The 17,022-nt window shown below is 42.4% G+C and carries 19 protein-coding genes; 14 read left to right on the top strand and 5 right to left on the bottom strand.

All coding sequences use genetic code 11. The features are described from left to right. Positions 1 to 33: 33 nt before the first annotated feature. Entirely contained in the window at positions 34 to 2,316 is a 2,283-nt protein-coding gene (locus EDC51_RS05615; RefSeq protein WP_131928406.1) for a TonB-dependent receptor domain-containing protein, read from the bottom strand. Positions 2,317 to 2,494: 178 nt separating this feature from the next. Between EDC51_RS05615 and udp the strand changes: the two genes are divergently transcribed. The 4 genes from udp (at position 2,495) to murI (ending at position 5,230) form a co-directional block, all read left to right on the top strand. Further along, a complete protein-coding gene (gene udp / locus EDC51_RS05610) occupies positions 2,495 to 3,256 on the top strand; it encodes a uridine phosphorylase (protein WP_025266685.1) in 762 nt (253 codons plus the stop codon). Positions 3,257 to 3,369: 113 nt separating this feature from the next. Beyond that, entirely contained in the window at positions 3,370 to 3,963 is a 594-nt protein-coding gene (locus tag EDC51_RS05605; RefSeq protein WP_131928405.1) for an SGNH/GDSL hydrolase family protein, read from the top strand. Positions 3,964 to 3,966: 3 nt separating this feature from the next. Then, the gene (locus EDC51_RS05600; protein WP_125134466.1) at positions 3,967 to 4,467 is read left to right on the top strand and encodes a chorismate--pyruvate lyase family protein; all 501 of its coding nucleotides are present in this window, start codon (positions 3,967 to 3,969) and stop codon (positions 4,465 to 4,467) included. Next, a complete protein-coding gene (murI, locus tag EDC51_RS05595) occupies positions 4,442 to 5,230 on the top strand; it encodes a glutamate racemase (RefSeq protein ID WP_015433551.1) in 789 nt (262 codons plus the stop codon). Before EDC51_RS05600 ends, murI begins: the two co-directional genes overlap by 26 nt. 10 nt (positions 5,231 to 5,240) lie before the next feature. Here the strand turns inward: murI and EDC51_RS05590 are convergent, their stop codons facing one another. Continuing rightward, positions 5,241 to 6,113, bottom strand: a complete 873-nt coding sequence (locus EDC51_RS05590) for a LysR family transcriptional regulator (RefSeq protein WP_015433552.1) — start codon at positions 6,111 to 6,113, stop codon at positions 5,241 to 5,243. A gap of 102 nt (positions 6,114 to 6,215) precedes the next feature. Here EDC51_RS05590 and EDC51_RS05585 point away from each other — a divergent pair, with 102 nt between their 5' ends. The 8 genes from EDC51_RS05585 (at position 6,216) to crp (ending at position 11,578) form a co-directional block, all read left to right on the top strand. Further along, positions 6,216 to 6,905, top strand: a complete 690-nt coding sequence (locus EDC51_RS05585; RefSeq protein ID WP_025266681.1) for a pirin family protein — start codon at positions 6,216 to 6,218, stop codon at positions 6,903 to 6,905. Positions 6,906 to 6,972: 67 nt separating this feature from the next. Further along, positions 6,973 to 7,518 carry an NADPH-dependent FMN reductase gene (locus tag EDC51_RS05580; protein WP_015433554.1) on the top strand — a complete coding sequence of 182 codons (546 nt, stop codon included), beginning with the start codon at positions 6,973 to 6,975 and terminating at the stop codon, positions 7,516 to 7,518. Positions 7,519 to 7,638: 120 nt separating this feature from the next. Then, positions 7,639 to 8,532, top strand: a complete 894-nt coding sequence (gene xerD / locus EDC51_RS05575) for a site-specific tyrosine recombinase XerD (RefSeq protein ID WP_015433555.1) — start codon at positions 7,639 to 7,641, stop codon at positions 8,530 to 8,532. Between the two features lie 2 nt (positions 8,533 to 8,534). Then, positions 8,535 to 8,840, top strand: coding sequence for a DUF5389 family protein (locus tag EDC51_RS05570; protein ID WP_407636809.1), 306 nt, complete (start codon positions 8,535 to 8,537; stop codon positions 8,838 to 8,840). 74 nt (positions 8,841 to 8,914) lie between these two features. Continuing rightward, positions 8,915 to 9,460 (top strand): DsbE family thiol:disulfide interchange protein, encoded by a 546-nt coding sequence (locus EDC51_RS05565; RefSeq protein ID WP_025266679.1) that lies wholly within the window; start codon positions 8,915 to 8,917, stop codon positions 9,458 to 9,460. A 1-nt stretch (position 9,461) separates the two neighbouring features. After that, positions 9,462 to 9,923, top strand: a complete 462-nt coding sequence (locus tag EDC51_RS05560) for a cytochrome c-type biogenesis protein (protein ID WP_131928404.1) — start codon at positions 9,462 to 9,464, stop codon at positions 9,921 to 9,923. Position 9,924: 1 nt separating this feature from the next. Further along, complete coding sequence (gene ccmI / locus EDC51_RS05555; protein WP_025266677.1) at positions 9,925 to 10,818, top strand: c-type cytochrome biogenesis protein CcmI; 894 nt, start codon at positions 9,925 to 9,927, stop codon at positions 10,816 to 10,818. Between the two features lie 85 nt (positions 10,819 to 10,903). Further along, a complete protein-coding gene (gene crp / locus EDC51_RS05550; RefSeq protein ID WP_025266676.1) occupies positions 10,904 to 11,578 on the top strand; it encodes a cAMP-activated global transcriptional regulator CRP in 675 nt (224 codons plus the stop codon). A 40-nt stretch (positions 11,579 to 11,618) separates the two neighbouring features. Here crp and def read toward each other — a convergent pair whose 3' ends face one another. Further along, the gene (gene def, locus EDC51_RS05545) at positions 11,619 to 12,131 is read right to left on the bottom strand and encodes a peptide deformylase (protein ID WP_015433562.1); all 513 of its coding nucleotides are present in this window, start codon (positions 12,129 to 12,131) and stop codon (positions 11,619 to 11,621) included. Between the two features lie 120 nt (positions 12,132 to 12,251). Between def and dprA the strand changes: the two genes are divergently transcribed. Together dprA and fumC are read left to right on the top strand one after the other, a co-directional pair. Beyond that, a complete protein-coding gene (dprA, locus tag EDC51_RS05540; protein WP_131928403.1) occupies positions 12,252 to 13,367 on the top strand; it encodes a DNA-processing protein DprA in 1,116 nt (371 codons plus the stop codon). Between the two features lie 112 nt (positions 13,368 to 13,479). Next, positions 13,480 to 14,874: a class II fumarate hydratase gene (gene fumC / locus EDC51_RS05535; protein ID WP_131928402.1), complete on the top strand. Its 1,395-nt coding sequence runs from the start codon at positions 13,480 to 13,482 to the stop codon at positions 14,872 to 14,874. Between the two features lie 49 nt (positions 14,875 to 14,923). Here the strand turns inward: fumC and pdxH are convergent, their stop codons facing one another. Beyond that, on the bottom strand, positions 14,924 to 15,556 hold the full coding sequence (gene pdxH / locus EDC51_RS05530; protein ID WP_131928401.1) for a pyridoxamine 5'-phosphate oxidase: 633 nt from the start codon (positions 15,554 to 15,556) through the stop codon (positions 14,924 to 14,926). Between the two features lie 57 nt (positions 15,557 to 15,613). Beyond that, complete coding sequence (gene selA, locus EDC51_RS05525; protein WP_131928400.1) at positions 15,614 to 16,993, bottom strand: L-seryl-tRNA(Sec) selenium transferase; 1,380 nt, start codon at positions 16,991 to 16,993, stop codon at positions 15,614 to 15,616. Positions 16,994 to 17,022: the final 29 nt, after the last annotated feature.

The following is a 17,022-nucleotide window of genomic DNA, read 5'->3' as shown; positions in this document are numbered from 1 at the left end:
TATGCAAAATCCACTGCTTGTCTCAGCTATTAATTAAAACTCGTAGCGGATGCCCACATTAAAGTTTCGTCCTGGCGCACTATAACGATCGGCATTACTTGCTGTGATAGCAAGCGGAATCCCATTCGTGCCACGTCCTTGATCTACACTGGCTTTGCTTAATAGTGCAAGATAGGAAATATCATTCCAATTCCAATATTTCTTATTAAACACATTATTTAAGTTTGCACTGATAGTTAAATTTTTCACTGGGCGAATATAAGCGCCAATATCCACCAAACTGTAGCTACCGCTTGGGTTATAAAGATAGCTTGAGGACTGTTCAATATCCTTATCAGCCTTACCACGAGAATAGCTCCAGAGTACATTGGCACCAAATGTCTCACTTTCATAGCTAAGCCCCAGTTTTGTTTTCAGTGGCTGTACGCTGTTAATTGGTGTCTTTTCTCCATGGTTCTCGGCTTTACCACGCATATAGGCAAGTCCACCAATCAGGTAATAATCCGCATAGAATTGCCATTTTGCATCAAAGGTAATGCCGTACACCTTGGCTTTATCGAGGTTTTGATATTGTACAAAGCTAGTATATTTACAACCACTCATACAACCTAGCGAGCTATCAGCTTGCCAATCAATAAAGTTTTTATAATGGTTATAGTAGCCCGTCAGCAAATATTCCAGATCAGCCGATTTCCCCTTCACACCAATTTCGAAATTATCCGCCGTTTCCGCTTTTAAATTTGGATTTCCAATAACCGCCACCGTCCTAGAGCCTGTTACCATTCTGCCTAATGCTGGCATATAATAGCTGTAAGTTGGGTTTTCAAAGAAATATGAGGTAAGCTGTTGTGGCGATGGTGTACGAACACCACGTGAATATTGTAAATACGGATTAAACTCAGGGCTAGCTCGCCATTCTAAGCTGATTTTTGGGGTAAATTTCGAGGCACGCTGTTTGCGCGGGCTAAATTCTTCAACCTGAGATTGATCAGCGGCTTTTGGGCGAATACGATAATGTACAAAACCAATTTGTGGTGTCACAAATAAAGTACCAAATCCAATTTCGTCTTCAAGATATGCTGTGAACTTATCTTGGCTCGTATCCGCAGTTGGCCTGCCGTCAAAATAAGCATTACCTGTTGTTAAACTCATATAAGCAGGGCGCTCATAACGCAAGTGGTTCGTTGCTTGGGTATGGTTGTAGCTCACGCCATAACGTAATACCTGCGGCACGTTGCCATCAATGTAGCTCATTAAATCACTATTAAAACCAAAGGTTTTATGCCCTGATGTGGTATGCTCTTGACGATAATTTCTGCTACCTTGGCGGAAACGTTCATTTTCCGTATGCGCTGACTGATAATAAATTTGGTTAGTCGCAGTCTGCAACCAGCCCTCATCATTACTATAATCGTGCCCTAACGAAATTCGATTACGGGTAACTTTATCATTGCTCGTACCATACAGTTGAGTGCCACTACCAGAGTCAATGCTTGTCCCTGTCTGCGCTAACAAATTGGTATCGACTTTCTTATGCAAATGTTCAAAAGCCAAACGCAATGTGTGCTGATCATTAAATTTATAATGGTGTTTTGTTAGCACATACTGGCTTTTTGATTCAGCAGGGTTAGGCTCGGTACGGCTATCACCGATTCCACGATCTTTACCTTGGTTAATGGTCTGATCGCCATCGCGTAACGTTGTCATCAACATTCCTTGATAATCGCCCAGCGCAACGGCTCCACCAAGCGTACCATATACAGAATTATCTACACTGTTGTAGCCCGTACCTGCAAAGCCACCGTACGTCTTATCCTTAAGTAAATCAGCAGGGTTGAGTGTGGCAAAGTTTACACTGCCCGATAAACTATTTGCTGAGCCGGCATACTGCACTGCTGTACCGCGTAACCCCGTCACTTCAATATAATCACCACGCCCAAATTCTGAGCCATACGCCATAAAATGTTTAGCTTCTTGCGTTTCTGGTAATGGAATATCATCGACTGTCGTTGTCACACGATTACCTTGCAAGCCACGAATATTGACGCCTTCACTGGCACGCGTCATCTGCGCCTGCGTACCATATACATCCATTTTGTTTTTAAATAACGTTTTAATATCATGTGCCTGTTTTTGTTGGAGCTCCTTCTGCTTAACAGTAGTATTGACAAGCGTATCGCTGATCTCTAAAGCGATAACATTGACCTCATCCAGCACTGCCACGTTTTGAATCTGCTGTGCCCAAGCCGGTGCACAAGCTAGCACCACTAACATTGCCGCTTTACTTGGCATAAAATGAGTATGTAATTGCATCATAACCTTTCCTTATTGATAACGATTTTTATTAATTTAACAAAAATAAGCCTGAAACCGCAACCGTTTCCTTTTGATCAACTTCACAAAATCCGAAATTCTTTGCAAAAAATCATTGCTTATTCACCGCTTGTATTGCGACAATCTCAACGCAAGTCATCACTCAATTAAGGAGTTAAAAATGTCAGAAGTATTTCACTTAGGCCTAACTAAAGCGATGTTAAAAGGCGCTACTGTTGCCATCGTCCCAGGTGATCCTGCAAGAAGCGAACGTATCGCCGCTAAGATGGATAATCCAGAATTTTTAGTCTCTACCCGTGAATTTACCTCATGGCTAGGCTATGTTAATGGCAAACCGATTGTGGTCTGTTCAACAGGTATCGGTGGCCCATCAGTTTCTATCTGCGTTGAAGAGCTTGCGCAATTGGGTATTCGCACCTTCTTACGTATCGGCACTACAGGCGCAATCCAAGAGCATATTAATGTTGGCGATATTCTCATTACCACTGGTGCGGTGCGGCTTGACGGCGCGAGCCAACACTTTGCTCCGTTAGAATTCCCTGCGGTAGCTGATTTCCACTGCACTACAACGCTGTTTGATGCGGCACAAAAACACGGTGTCAAACCTTATGTGGGCATTACCGCCTCAAGTGACACTTTCTACCCTGGTCAAGAACGTTACGACACTTATACAGGTCGCGTTACCCGCCGTTTCCAAGGTTCACTCAAACAGTGGCAAGAGTTGGGTGTAATGAACTTTGAAATGGAATCTGCCACCTTATTTACTATGTGTTCTGCCCTAGGCTTAAAAGCGGGTATGGTTGCAGGTGTGATCGTTAATCGTACACAACAAGAAATCCCGAATGAAGAAACGATGAAAGATACAGAAGACAAAGCTGTCACTGTTGTCGTTGAAGCGGCAGGAAAATTGGCAAGCGAATAATCTCAAGCTAAAATAAAAAAAGCAAACCAGCGGTCAATTTTGCAATTTTTTCTGCAAAATTGACCGCTGGTTTGTTATGATCTGAATGTTCATTTCCATTACAAGGTGCAACTATGCTCACCGATCAAGCTATTTTCCAGCGTTATCAAAGTAAACAAGCTGAATTTGAAAAACAGGCAGAGGTTTCCCTTATTGGGCATTCGCTATTTGATATGTGGAGCGATATGCCAGCCGGTACACCATCTTTAAACGGGCAATCGGTAGCAAATCTGGGGCTTTCTGGCACAAGTACCCGCCAATATCTTGATGTAATTATCAAACCTCAGCGCATTCGCTCGCTGGGTAAAACCGTATTTATCTTTTTAGGGGTGAACGATATTGTCAAAGAGCCTGATTATTCGCCTAAACAAGTATTGGCTTGGATTGAAGAGATCGTGGCAAATTTACGCCAAATCGCCCCCCATTCTCGCTATTTTCTGCTTGAAGCAACGCCTGTGAATAATATTGCCACAACGGACAACCCCGCTATTTTGCAACTAAATCACTATTTTGCCGAACACTGCCCAACAGACATTGGTTATATCCGTACTTGGGCACAATTTAGTAATGCAGAAGGCAAACTTGATCTTGCGCTCTGCCATGATGGTTTACACTTTACTGAGCAAGGCTATGAAAAACTTGCTGCTATTTTAAGCCAGTATTTATAATCTATGTCACCACAAGATTTACGCCTATATCGTTCGCTACTATCGTGCTCTGCATGGCAACAGCACAAGAATAATCTGCCTGTAGAGGTGGCGAAATGGCTGCTGCATACCAGTTCACTTACCGAAAAACTACAAGGCGTTTGCCACTGTTTTCAGGTAGAAGTACTGCAGGAAGGCTGGCAACACATTGCACAACGGGGACTCTGCTGGGTGCGGGAGGTTGTGCTAAAATGCGGTACAACCGAGTGGATTTTTGCTCAAACTATTTTGCCGCAAGCAACCATTGATAATGTTGCTCAGCCAGTATTAACGCTGGGAGAGAAAGCTATTGGTTTATGGCTATTTCCACAAAATCCTGAACGGATTAGTCTCGAATGGCAGCGTAAAAACAGCTTGTATGCCCGTCGTTCTGAGCTTCTTTTAAAGGGCTATCCAATTGAAATTAAAGAACTTTTCTTAAGAGATTTTCCATTTGCCTATGAAACCAACCATTCTGCTGTATGATTCAGGTATGGGCGGGCTGACCATCTATGACGCACTCCGCCAAGTGCTACCAAGCGCACATTATCTCTATTGCTTTGATAATGCTTATTTCCCGTATTCAGAAAAACCAGAAAAGGTGCTGATTGCTCGTGCAGTCGAGATTGTGCAAAAAATTGCGCAAAAATACCCGCTTGATCTGGTCGTTGTCGCGTGTAATACCGCCAGTACCGTAGTATTACCTGCCTTACGGCAAACGTTTGATCTTCCCATAGTAGGCACCGTGCCGGCAATTAAACCGGCTGCACAAATTTCACAAACCAAAACGATCGGCTTACTCGCAACAAAAGGCACCGTCTCTCGCCCCTATGTGGATGAGCTCATCGCTAAATATGCAGCCGACTGCCGAGTTGAAAAAATTGGAACGACCGATTTAGTAGAGATTGTGGAAGAAAAGCAACGCACGGGTAAAGTGGATATGGCACGTTTGCAAACCGTGGTGCAAGCATGGCAACACCATCCGACACTGGATACCGTCATTTTAGGCTGTACGCACTTTCCGTTAGTCAAAAATGAGTTGCAACAGCTGCTACCCAAAGTGCCATTCTTTGTCGATCCCAATAACGGTATTGCCCATCGCGTGCAGGCACTCTTGCAAGGCAAGCGGTTTGAAAATAAAGAAAATTTGCAAAATGTTGCGTTTTGCACTGCACATGATGCAGATTTCTTAAGCCAAAACCAGATTATGCAAACATGGGGCTTCGCTAAATTGCAGGTTTTAGATTAATACCTCTGCATTAATCAAACAAAATCTCCTGCAAAAACTCCACAAAACAGCGAATTGTTGGTACTGCGCCTCGATTTTTATAATAGATTAATGAAATTGGCACGCTTGGCAATTGCCAGTCTGGCAATAAGCGTACCAAATCCGAATGCTCATCAAGGCGAGGCATTGGCAAAATACCGAGCCCATTACCTTGCCGAATTTGGCATGCAACCAACTCAAAATCATTACAACTCACGCGGCTCACTGGGGCAATTTCTACCGTCCGATTCTCTTGGCTAAAACGCCATGGCAACGTATGCATCTGGCTAATAATTTGATGCCGATAAAGTTCATTCGGGCTTTCTGGCATGCCATGGCAAGCCAAATATTCCTCACTGGCAAATAAACCAAACTGCATTGTCAGCCATGCTTTTGCGACCACATTATCATTATCAATCGTCCCCGCTCGCACGGCTAAATCAATGCCATCTTGAATCATGTTTATTTTCTGCTGGCTTAAATTAAGCTCCAAATTTACATCAGGATAGCGCGCTAAAAAGGTACTTAAATGGGGCTCAATAAGGCGATGAAAAATATCCGCCGCCACAGAAATTCTCAGCAATCCTTGCGGATTTTGCAGGCTATTTTGCACACTTTCTACGGCAAACTGCGCCTGTTGTAACATGGTTTGTGCCTGCAGAAAAAAGCGTTCACCCACTTCATTTAAAGTAATACCTTTCTTACCTCGACTCATTAATTTTGTGCCTAAAGCGAGTTCCAAGCGGGTTAAACGACGGCTTAGTTTGGAGACAGGCACATTGGTCAGTTCTTGAGCATGACTTAAGCTCCCAGCCTGTACCACCGCAACAAACAACCGCATATCATCAAGACTAATGTTTTCCATCTTATCTTTCTATTTATGCAAAATATGTTTGAAAAATTGTATCTTGTTGCATTTTTGTTTTCAATTACAATGCAAATATTCAAACAAAACAGGAATAGTATGATGTTACAAATAAGAAAAGCCAATGAACGAGGATATGCAAATCACGGTTGGCTAGAAAGCTGGCACACCTTTTCATTCGCTGATTATTATGACCCAAAGCATATGCACTTTTCTCATCTCAGAGTGATTAACGATGACTACATCGCGCCAAGCATGGGCTTTGGCATGCACCCACACAAAGATATGGAAATTTTAACCTATGTATTAAATGGACGTGTGGCACATAAAGACAGCATGGGGAATCAAACTGAAGTAAAAGCGGGCGAATTTCAGATTATGTCGGCAGGTACAGGCATCTACCATTCTGAATTTAACCCCGATGCGCAAGAAACGCTACATCTTTACCAAATCTGGATTATGCCTCATACCAAAGGGATTACACCGAGGTATAGCCAAGGCAGCTTTGCCGAAAAACAAGGCGCGACTTTAATTTTGTCACCAAATGCAGAGCAAGGCTCGTTTAAGGTTTACCAAGATATGAAGCTATGGCGTTATCAATTTTTGCAAAAAAATGGCGAAAATCTAGCGCTTGATCCAACCCGCCGTTACTGGCTACAAGTCGTGAAAGGCTCTCTTTTAGTGGAAGACCATCTGCTTTTTGCAGGAGATGCCGTGGGTATTAGCCAACAAGCAACATTATCAATTGAAAATAGTGAAACTGTAGAATTTCTATTATTTGACTTGGTATAAATACATTAACTTTTCCGTAGGGGCATGCTATATATCCCCTCACATTTCTTTTTAAAAGGACATTAACATGAGTAAACAAATCGCTGTACTTATCGGCTCTGCAAGCCAAACTTCATTTAATCATCTCGCGGTGAAACATTTACAAAAAATCGCGCCAACTTCACTGCAATTAAACATTGTAGAAATCGGTGATTTACCCCTTTATGACCGTGATTTAGAAAGCCAAGATATTCCCGCCTATAACCGCGTACGTGAAGCGATAAAACATGCCGATGGTGTTATGTGGGTTAGCCCTGAACATAATGGCGGTTATTCTGCCATGCTAAAAAATGCCATTGATGTGATTTCTCGTCCAGCTGGACAAAGCCAATGGATTGGCAAACCACTAGCCTTAATGAGCGTAAGTGCCAGCGGCAGCCCACGAGTGACCGACGCACTTCGCACTATTGCAGCTGGCGCTTATATTAATATGCCAGTCCTGCCATTTGCTGCCAATATTGGTGGTATTTTTGCTGGTGCGTTTAATGAACAAGGCGAACTGGTTTCTGAACCGGCAAAAGCAACGCTTGAAGGCTTTATCAATGCCTATGCGGAATTCGTTGCGAAATTTTAATACGCTATAGTGTCACCAAGTAAGCGGCTGAATTTGCGAAAAAATTTGCAAATTCAGCCGTTTGCTTTTGGGCAATCAATGCTAGAATTTGCAAAATTTTCTTAAATTTGCACCGCTTGTATGAAACCGCTTGATCCAATTATTGAACAATTCCTTGATACCCTGTGGCAGGAACACGGTTTGTCAGACAATACTGTGGCTTCCTACCGTTTAGACTTGGAGAGTTTTAGTCAATGGCTATCCGAGCCTCGTGCATTTTTAACGCTGGATAAGGTAGATTTACAAACCTTTTTAGGCGAACGCTTAATGCAGGGCTATAAAGCAAGTAGCTCAGCGCGGATGCTAAGTTGTTTACGCAAGTTTTTTCGTTTTCTTTATTTAGAAAACTACCGTTCAGATGATCCTGCCGCGCTACTTTCATCACCCAAGAAAGCCGCGCGTTTACCAAAATCTTTGAGTGAAGATCAGGTGCAAGATTTGCTGGATACACCAAATACTCTCGACCCAATTGAGCTGCGTGATAAAGCCATGCTGGAATTACTCTATGCAACGGGGCTGCGAGTTACCGAGCTGACCTCACTAACGCTAGAAAATCTAAGCCTAAGGCAAGGTGTGGTACGCGTAATCGGGAAAGGCGATAAAGAACGGTTGGTACCAATGGGAGAAGAAGCGGTGTATTGGATTACAGAATTTTTCAATTACGCGCGCCCATTATTGCTTAATCACAAACAATCTGATGTAGTGTTTCCAAGTAAACGTGGTGTGGAGATGACTCGCCAAACCTTTTGGCACAGAATTAAACATTATGCCGTGCTAGCTGGGATTGACTCTGATAAACTCTCTCCCCACGTTTTACGCCACGCCTTCGCGACCCATTTGGTCAATCATGGTGCGGATTTGCGTGTGGTGCAAATGTTGCTAGGGCATAGCGATCTTTCCACTACACAAATTTATACCCATGTCGCCAAAGCGCGTTTAAAATCTATTCATCAACAATTTCATCCAAGGGGTTAAAAATGCAATCAGAAATGCAAAAAGGCTTTTCTAAATTTAGCTGGGCTTTAGCGCTGTTTTGCCTACCATCGGCACTATTTCCACTCGCATGGTTTTTATCACCACATTTTTCGCACCACCCAGATTTAAGTGCTGAGCAAATTAATTTTTTCTCCATCGTGTTTTGGATCTATCCGCTTGCTCTGCTGTTCATTGCGGCTCTTTTATTTAAGTTACACCGCGTACAACCTGCTCTCGCAAAGCTGTTACTTGCACTCGGTTTTCTCACTTTTTACGCTTTACTCTGGCACATTGTTAGCTATTTTTAATCATTGGCTTGATCCGCGTCGATTTATCGGCAGATGGAATATGCTAGAATTTGTTATCTTTTTTCGGAGCCATAATGAATAAAAAACTTTTTCTCCCATTAATTGCGTTTCTTACTTTAGTCGTTGCTTTTGTCGTGCAATTAAATTGGAATGCAAATGGACACGATCCTAAAGCGCTAGAATCCGCATTGGTTGGCAAAAGCATGCCAAATTTCCAGCTTGAAAGTGTGCTAGATGAAAAACAAATACTCACTGCCGATGTAGTAAAAACAGGCAAACCCAGATTACTCAACGTGTGGGCAACTTGGTGTCCAACCTGCTACGCAGAGCATCAGTATTTAACCGTGTTGGCAAAACAAGGCGTAGAAATTGTTGGTGTCGATTATAAAGATGAACGCACCAAAGCACTCAAATTCCTTGCCAGCTATGGTGATCCGTATAAAGCGATTATTTACGATCCAAAGGGCGCATTAGGCCTAGATTTAGGTGTTTATGGCGCGCCAGAAACCTTTGTTATTGATGGCAATGGTATCATTCACTACCGCCATGCCGGTGATGTGAATGAAAAAGTGTGGCAAGAGGTTCTACAACCAATTTATCAGAAATTACAGACACAATAAGATGAAAAAAACATTAATTTTACTTTGTGGATTGGCTCCTGCGGTTTTCGCAGCCCCAATTGAGGTTCAACAATTTGATACGCCACAGCAAGAATCGGATTATCGCGCATTAATTCAAGAATTACGCTGCCCACAGTGCCAGAATAATAATATTGCCGATTCTAATGCAACCATCGCGACCGATATGCGTAATAAAACCTTGGAGTTACTTAAACAAGGTAAAAGCAAAAATGAAGTGGTTGATTACATGATTGAACGTTATGGCAACTTCGTTACCTACGATCCGCCATTAACCCCTGCAACAATTTTCTTATGGGTGATGCCTCTCGCGCTTATCTTATTGGGCTTTGCTGTCTTGTTCCGCCGCCGTAAAACAGCTCAACAAGCGGGTAAAATTGCAGAAAAAAATGCAAAAACGCTTGATCAAGCACGCTTAGCAGAAATTTTAAAAGAGAAACAATAGTATGAGTTTTTGGATTTTAATTGCGTTGGTTACACTGATAGTAAGTACTATCGCTTTTTACCCTTTGCTAACCAAACACGTTGCTCGCAAGGATAATAAGCGGGATAGTTTAAACAAAGCATTTTATTTTGATCGCTTAAAAGAAGTCGAACAGGAAGCAAACGAAGGTGTCATTGATGATCCTGAGCGCACCAAGCAAGAACTACAACAAAGTTTGCTTGATGATATTCCTGAAACAGCAGAACCAACCTTGGTGGCACACAACCGCTTTGGTAAAGGCTGGTTTATCGCACTGATATTATTAGTCACCACAGCGAGTATTGGCTCTTATTTAAGCGTTGGTTCATGGTTTAGCGGCAACATGTTAGATATGAGCCATCAAAAATTAAACTACTTTTTTGAGCGTATTAAGCAAGAAGAAGCCAATCCACTTTCTGAGGCTGAAATGAACCAATTTGCTACGGCGTTACGCGTAGAATTACAGAAAAATCCAAGCGACCATGCTAACTGGTTTATGCTTGGACAACTGGGTATGGCAACGGAAAATGGGCAATTAGCATTAGATAGCTTTGCTAAAGCGGTAAACTTACAACCTGAAAATATGCAATACAACTTAAGCTATGCACAGGTATTGATGTTCTCTGCCGATCCAAAAGACAAAGAGCAAGGCATGGAAGTGCTGAAAAAAATCTTACGCACTGATCATACAAATCTAGATGCTTTAAGTATGATTGCCTTCTACTATTTTGAGCAAGAAGACTACAAAATGGCCGCGATGACATGGGGAATGATGCTGAAATTTGTTTCAGATGATGATCCTCGTAAACAAACGCTAGAGCGAAGCATGAAATCTGCCTTATCAATGCTAAAAGAATCGCAAGACGCTGAAAAATAAAGCCATAAGAAACGCTGGCCTTGCTTTAGCAATTCCAGCGTATATGTTAGAATTTCCTTATATTTACATACCCAAACAAAATGTTATGAAAGATGTTTCAATCTCGACAGCACAACTCGAAAATCTCACTCCTCCTCCTTCCATCCACGATCCGGCTGTCGAGTGGTTTTTGAGTCATTGTCACATTCACCGTTATCAAACTAAACACACGTTGATTAACGCTGGGGATTCAGCAGAATCTCTATTCTATATTGTGAAAGGTGCCGTTTCCGTTTTTGTAAAAGATGATGACGGCAAAGAAATGCTACTGACAAACTTAGGACAAGGCGAGTTTGTGGGTGAGCTACTCTTGTTTGAAGAAAAAGCTCAACAACGCACCGCTTGGGTACGCACTAAATGTGATTGCGAAATTGCTGAAATTTCTTATAAAAAATTCAAACAGCTGGTGCATTTAAATCCAGATATTTTGATGTATCTCTCTGCTCAAATGGCACGGCGCTTACGTATGACTTCTCGCCAAGTGAGCAATTTAGCCTTCCTTGATGTTACGGGTAGAATTGCACAAACGCTACTGAATTTAGCGAAATTGCCTGATGCAATGACACATCCACAAGGAATGCAAATTAAAATTACCCGACAAGAAATTGGACAAATGGTAGGATGCTCACGCGAAACGGTTGGTCGAGTGTTGAAGCTATTAGAAGACGAAGGCTTAATTTCTGCTCATGGTAAAACTATTGTAGTGTATGGCACACGTTAAAAGATAAGGCTAAATAGCACGTCCTATTTAGCCTTATTTATTATTTTGCTCGCGCAATTTGCTTTTTCAGCTTCAACATTTTCTCTTTTACCCGCTGGCGCTTCAACGTTGAAATATGATCGACAAACAACACACCGTTTAAATGATCAATTTCATGCTGAATGCAGATTGCTAACAACCCATCCGCATCTAACACAAATTCCTCACCTTGACGGTTTAATGCCTTCACCTTCACCTTTTCTTTACGTGGTACTAAAGCTCTGCAACCAGGAATAGATAGGCACCCTTCTTCAATGCCCGTTTCACCACTTGATTCTAAAATCTCAGGGTTAATGAGCACGATTTGATTGGTTTTATCGCCTTCAATATCAATCGTAATCACTCGTTTTAAGACATTCACTTGCGGTGCAGCAAGTCCAATGCCTTCGTGATCGTACATAGTATCGAACATATCATCGATAAATTGATTTAACGCTGCATCCACTATTTCAACTGGCTCGCAGACTTTTGCCAGATTCGCTTCAGGGTAAATTAATACGTCTAAAACTGCCATTTTTGTGATCTTTCTCCCAAATTTACAATTTAAGGTTTGGCTATTCTAACGGTTTTCTTATGATTATGGAAAAAATACCTGACTTTTCTTAAGGTTTATTGATAGCTTTCTGGAGGAAACATGCTCGAAAAACTTTTAACGTTATTACAAATCCCCCAGCTTGGCGCGCAAAAAATCAATCGCTTACTCACGGAAATCGATTTTGCCACCTTCTGCCAATTTGATAAAACGCAACTGCGCCAAATAGGCTGGAATGAAAAACAAATCCAACGCTGGTTTCACCCAGAACAACGTTGGCAGGAAGATGCATTACGCTGGGTAGAACATGCCGATTGCCATATTCTCACGTTATTTGATGAAAATTATCCTTTCTTACTAAAACAGATTGCAACTGCACCACCCATCTTATTCGTACACGGTAACATTGAAAGCCTCTCTTTGCCACAAATTGCCATTGTTGGCAGCCGTAATTACTCACATTACGGCGAATATTGGGCTGGGCATTTTTCTGCGGAATTAGTCAAACATCATTTTGCGATAACCAGCGGCTTAGCTATTGGGATTGATGGCTTCTGCCATCAACGAACAATTGATGAAGGCGGCATAACCATCGCGGTATTAGGTTCTGGTTTAAATTGCCTATACCCTGCACGTCATCGCAAGCTTGCTGAAAAAATTGTTGAAACAGGCGGAGCTCTAGTTTCAGAGTTTTTTCCAAAACAGCCGCCACTTGCTGAAAACTTTCCGCGCCGCAACCGTATTATCAGTGGCTTATCGCTCGGTACATTAGTAGTAGAAGCAGCTTTAAATAGTGGCTCACTTATCACTGCACGCTATGCACTCGAACAAGGGCGAGAGGTCTTCGCCATTCCCAATACCCTCCAAAACCCCTATGCCGCAGGTTGCCATAAATTGATTAAAGACGGTGCAATACTTGTCGATAACATACAAGATATTTTAGAAGCGATCGCTTGGCAATACCAACCACAACAAGGCGAATTATTTGAACTAGAAACCAAACAAGCGCTACAAAAACCACAAAATTTTGCAAAAAATATCCCCGAATTGACCGCTTGCCAAGCCGCTATTTTTGCCCAAATAACACTCAACCCAATTAGCGCTGATGATTTAGCCAAAGCGGTAGAATTGGACATTGCGAGCGTTTTGGTGGAATTACTTAATTTAGAATTGCTCGGCATTATTAAACAAACCACTGGAGGCTATACGAGAATATGATCCATATCACAAAAATAGAAAAAAGCCCTCAATAAAAGCGCTTTAACATTTCTTTCAATCTTTGGCAGTGCTACTATTTGGGCAATTATTTTTGTTAATTGAGGAGTAAACAATGGCATTCCGTATCGAAAAAGACACCATGGGTGAAGTGCAAGTCCCTGCGGATAAATACTGGGCAGCACAAACTGAACGTTCTCGTAACAACTTCAAAATCGGTCCTGAGGCTTCAATGCCAAAAGAGATTATTGAAGCCTTTGGATACTTAAAAAAAGCCGCCGCTTATGCTAACCATGATTTAGGCGTATTAAGCCAAGAAAAACGCGATCTTATTGCGCAAGCCTGTGACGAAATTTTGGCGAATCAATTAGATGACCAATTCCCTCTCGTTATTTGGCAAACAGGTTCAGGCACGCAATCTAATATGAATGTGAACGAAGTTGTTTCTAACCGCGCTCACGTACTGAATGGCGGTAAATTAGGCGAAAAATCAATTATCCATCCGAATGATGATGTGAATAAATCCCAATCTTCTAACGATACCTACCCAACCGCAATGCACATTGCTGCTTATAAAAAAGTGGTTGAGCATACCCTTCCAGCAGTAAAACGCTTACAAAAAACCTTAAGTGAGAAAGCAGAAACCTTTAAAGATGTAGTCAAAATTGGGCGTACTCACTTAATGGATGCAACACCATTAACACTAGGGCAAGAATTCTCTGCTTATGCTGCACAATTATCCTTTGGCATTAAGGCCTTAGAAAACACACTACCGCATTTGGCAGAATTAGCATTAGGCGGCACAGCTGTAGGTACAGGTTTAAACACGCCAAAAGGCTATGATGTAAAAGTAGCAAACTATATCGCCCAATTTACTGGCTTACCATTTGTTACTGCACAAAATAAATTTGAAGCCTTGGCAACTCATGATGCAGTAGTAGAAACCCACGGCGCATTAAAACAGCTTGCCGTTTCACTCTACAAAATTGCCAACGATGTGCGCTTATTAGCATCGGGACCGCGCTCTGGTATTGGTGAGATTTTAATCCCTGAAAACGAACCTGGCTCATCAATTATGCCTGGCAAAGTAAACCCAACACAGTGTGAAGCAATGACTATGGTCTGTGCGCAAGTGTTAGGAAACGATGTCACTATTTCTTTTGCTGGCACACAAGGTCATTTCCAATTAAACGTGTATAAACCTGTGATGGCGTTTAACTTCTTACAATCTGCACAGCTTTTAGCCGATGCGTGTATCTCATTTGATGAACACTGTGCGATTGGTATAGAGTCAAATCACCCTCGCATTAAACAGCAATTAGAGCAATCATTAATGCTGGTTACCGCGTTAAATACGCATATTGGCTACGAAAACGCCGCAAAAATTGCGAAAACTGCACATAAAAATGGTACAACCCTAAAAGAAGAAGCGATTAATTTAGGTCTATTAACTGCAGAACAATTCGATGAATGGGTACGCCCAGAAGATATGGTGGGTAGCTTAAAATAATTCCCCCAAAAAATTGTAATGCCCTATCAGCTGATAGGGCATTTTATCACTATGGCGATAACCGCTCTTTTTTCCACTCATTATTTTCCAACCAATAATGAATACGGTCGTGTAATCGGCTGCTTCTGCCTTGCCAAAATTCAATGCTGTCGGGAATCAGAATATAGCCACCCCAATGTGGTGGACGAGGCACTGAAAGTGGATATTTCAATGCAAATTGAGCTGATTTTAGCAACAAAGCCTTGTAGTTTTCGATAGGCTGGCTTTGCTCGCTCGCCCAAGCCCCCAAACGGCTGGTGTAAGGACGTGAGTCAAAATAGGCATCGGATTCTGCTGCCGGAATTTTTGCTATTTTCCCTTCAATCCGCACTTGGCGTTGTAATTCCGCCCAAAAGAAGGTTAAACAGCCAAACGGATTATCGGCAATTTCCCGTCCTTTACGGCTTTGGTAATTGGTAAAGAACACAAAGCCTTGTGAATTGACCTCTTTCAACAGCACCATTCGGCTACTTGGTCGCCCGTTTGCTGCAACTGTAGCAATATTCATTGCTGTCGGCTCATTCACTTTGGCATTGATTGCCTCACTCAACCATTGTTCAAATTGGGTAATTGGGTTTGGGTGACAATCTTGGATTGAAAGCACTTTTTTGGTGTAATCTTCTCGAATGTGGTGCAGATCCATAAGGATTCCTTTATCTTACTCTAAATAATCGGACAGGCACAGTCTGCCCTACCAAAATTAATATTCCAACATCTCAATCAACTTATCAAACTCCGCGACCGAGCGTAAATCCAACCAAAATTTCTGCTGAGCGAAACGCCCGATAATCGGGTTTGGGTAGGTTTTAAATTGTTGTTCCAATGCAATTAAATCACTCTGTTTTTCAGCGGAAATAGTGACAGCCATCGAAGGTAAGGTGTCTGTGGGTAACGCACCACTGCCGATTTGAGCGAGGCTTGGCTCAATTTGCAAAATATAAGCAGAATTTAACCGCTTGTGTAGTGCCTGTTTTAATCGCTCTGCCTTGTGTTGCAAGGTTTCAAGCGGTTGAGTGAGTAAATGAAGAGTCGGCAAGTTATCGGTTAATTGCTCCGGAAATAAGTAGTGGCGTAGCGTTGCCTCAAGTGCCGATAAAATCACTTTATCGCAACGTAGCACCCGTTTCAGCGGGTGTTGTTGCAGTTGGCTAATCATCGCTTGGCTACCGACAATAATGCCGGCTTGCGGCCCGCCTAACAATTTATCGCCCGAGAAGGAAACCAAATCTACCCCTGCTGCCACCTTTTTCTGAACCATTGGCTCAGCAGGCAAATTAAGGGTTTGCATATCAGTTAGCGAACCACTGCCTAAGTCGGTAATTACAGGTAAATTAAATTCTTTTCCTAGAGCGACCAATTCCTCTTCCGATACCGAACTGGTGAACCCCTCAATGTGGTAGTTACTGGTGTGAACTTTCATTAAAAAGGCTGTATTTTCGGTGATCGCGTTGCGATAATCCTTTAAATGAGTGCGATTAGTCGTACCGACTTCCACCAATTTGCAACCGGCTTGAGCCATAATATCCGGAATGCGAAATGCCCCGCCAATTTCCACCAGCTCACCACGGGAAACGATCACTTCCTTGCCCTGTGCGAATGTCGCTAACATCAACAACACCGCCGCCGCATTATTATTCACAATGCAAGCTGCCTCCGCTCCGGTAAGTATTTGCAACAGCTCGGAAATGTAGTTGTCTCGGTGCGAGCGTTTGCCTGCTTCAATATCAAATTCCAACGCCACATTATTCCGCATTGCATTGGTTGCTGCCTGTATTGCCTTTTCCGACCATAACCCACGCCCTAAGTTGGTATGCAATACTGTCCCTGTGAGATTGAATACTTTCTTCATCTGCACCGATTGCAAGCGGTCTAAATTTGCAGAAATTTTGCCAAAAAACACCGCTTGTTCCAGCCAATCTGGCAGGGTTTGCGTTTGCTGGATATAGGTTCTAGCTTGTTCTAACAATGTGCGAGCTTGATGAACAAAAGCAGTATGCCCAAATTGAGCAATAAGCTGTTTGGCTTGTTCGCTATTAAGCAGTTTATCAATGGAAGGCAGTTGGCGGAAAAGCGTATTCATGGGTGATTTTACTTAAGAAAAATTTGGCT

Source organism: Bibersteinia trehalosi (genome assembly GCF_004346205.1).
In the GTDB taxonomy this organism is placed as follows: Bacteria; Pseudomonadota; Gammaproteobacteria; order Enterobacterales; family Pasteurellaceae; genus Bibersteinia; species Bibersteinia trehalosi.
The sequence above is the reverse complement of the archived record's forward strand: the minus strand, read 5'-3'. Positions and strand labels throughout refer to the sequence as shown.

What these genes read in the sequence shown, in the direction of transcription:
- EDC51_RS05615 (WP_131928406.1), bottom strand. Translation starts at nt 2,316, where the DNA reads ATGATGCAATTACATACTCATTTTATGCCAAGTAAAGCGGCAATGTTA.
- udp (WP_025266685.1), top strand. Translation starts at nt 2,495, where the DNA reads ATGTCAGAAGTATTTCACTTAGGCCTAACTAAAGCGATGTTAAAAGGC.
- EDC51_RS05605 (WP_131928405.1), top strand. Translation starts at nt 3,370, where the DNA reads ATGCTCACCGATCAAGCTATTTTCCAGCGTTATCAAAGTAAACAAGCT.
- EDC51_RS05600 (WP_125134466.1), top strand. Translation starts at nt 3,967, where the DNA reads ATGTCACCACAAGATTTACGCCTATATCGTTCGCTACTATCGTGCTCT.
- murI (WP_015433551.1), top strand. Translation starts at nt 4,442, where the DNA reads ATGAAACCAACCATTCTGCTGTATGATTCAGGTATGGGCGGGCTGACC.
- EDC51_RS05590 (WP_015433552.1), bottom strand. Translation starts at nt 6,113, where the DNA reads ATGGAAAACATTAGTCTTGATGATATGCGGTTGTTTGTTGCGGTGGTA.
- EDC51_RS05585 (WP_025266681.1), top strand. Translation starts at nt 6,216, where the DNA reads ATGTTACAAATAAGAAAAGCCAATGAACGAGGATATGCAAATCACGGT.
- EDC51_RS05580 (WP_015433554.1), top strand. Translation starts at nt 6,973, where the DNA reads ATGAGTAAACAAATCGCTGTACTTATCGGCTCTGCAAGCCAAACTTCA.
- xerD (WP_015433555.1), top strand. Translation starts at nt 7,639, where the DNA reads ATGAAACCGCTTGATCCAATTATTGAACAATTCCTTGATACCCTGTGG.
- EDC51_RS05570 (WP_407636809.1), top strand. Translation starts at nt 8,535, where the DNA reads ATGCAATCAGAAATGCAAAAAGGCTTTTCTAAATTTAGCTGGGCTTTA.
- EDC51_RS05565 (WP_025266679.1), top strand. Translation starts at nt 8,915, where the DNA reads ATGAATAAAAAACTTTTTCTCCCATTAATTGCGTTTCTTACTTTAGTC.
- EDC51_RS05560 (WP_131928404.1), top strand. Translation starts at nt 9,462, where the DNA reads ATGAAAAAAACATTAATTTTACTTTGTGGATTGGCTCCTGCGGTTTTC.
- ccmI (WP_025266677.1), top strand. Translation starts at nt 9,925, where the DNA reads ATGAGTTTTTGGATTTTAATTGCGTTGGTTACACTGATAGTAAGTACT.
- crp (WP_025266676.1), top strand. Translation starts at nt 10,904, where the DNA reads ATGAAAGATGTTTCAATCTCGACAGCACAACTCGAAAATCTCACTCCT.
- def (WP_015433562.1), bottom strand. Translation starts at nt 12,131, where the DNA reads ATGGCAGTTTTAGACGTATTAATTTACCCTGAAGCGAATCTGGCAAAA.
- dprA (WP_131928403.1), top strand. Translation starts at nt 12,252, where the DNA reads ATGCTCGAAAAACTTTTAACGTTATTACAAATCCCCCAGCTTGGCGCG.
- fumC (WP_131928402.1), top strand. Translation starts at nt 13,480, where the DNA reads ATGGCATTCCGTATCGAAAAAGACACCATGGGTGAAGTGCAAGTCCCT.
- pdxH (WP_131928401.1), bottom strand. Translation starts at nt 15,556, where the DNA reads ATGGATCTGCACCACATTCGAGAAGATTACACCAAAAAAGTGCTTTCA.
- selA (WP_131928400.1), bottom strand. Translation starts at nt 16,993, where the DNA reads ATGAATACGCTTTTCCGCCAACTGCCTTCCATTGATAAACTGCTTAAT.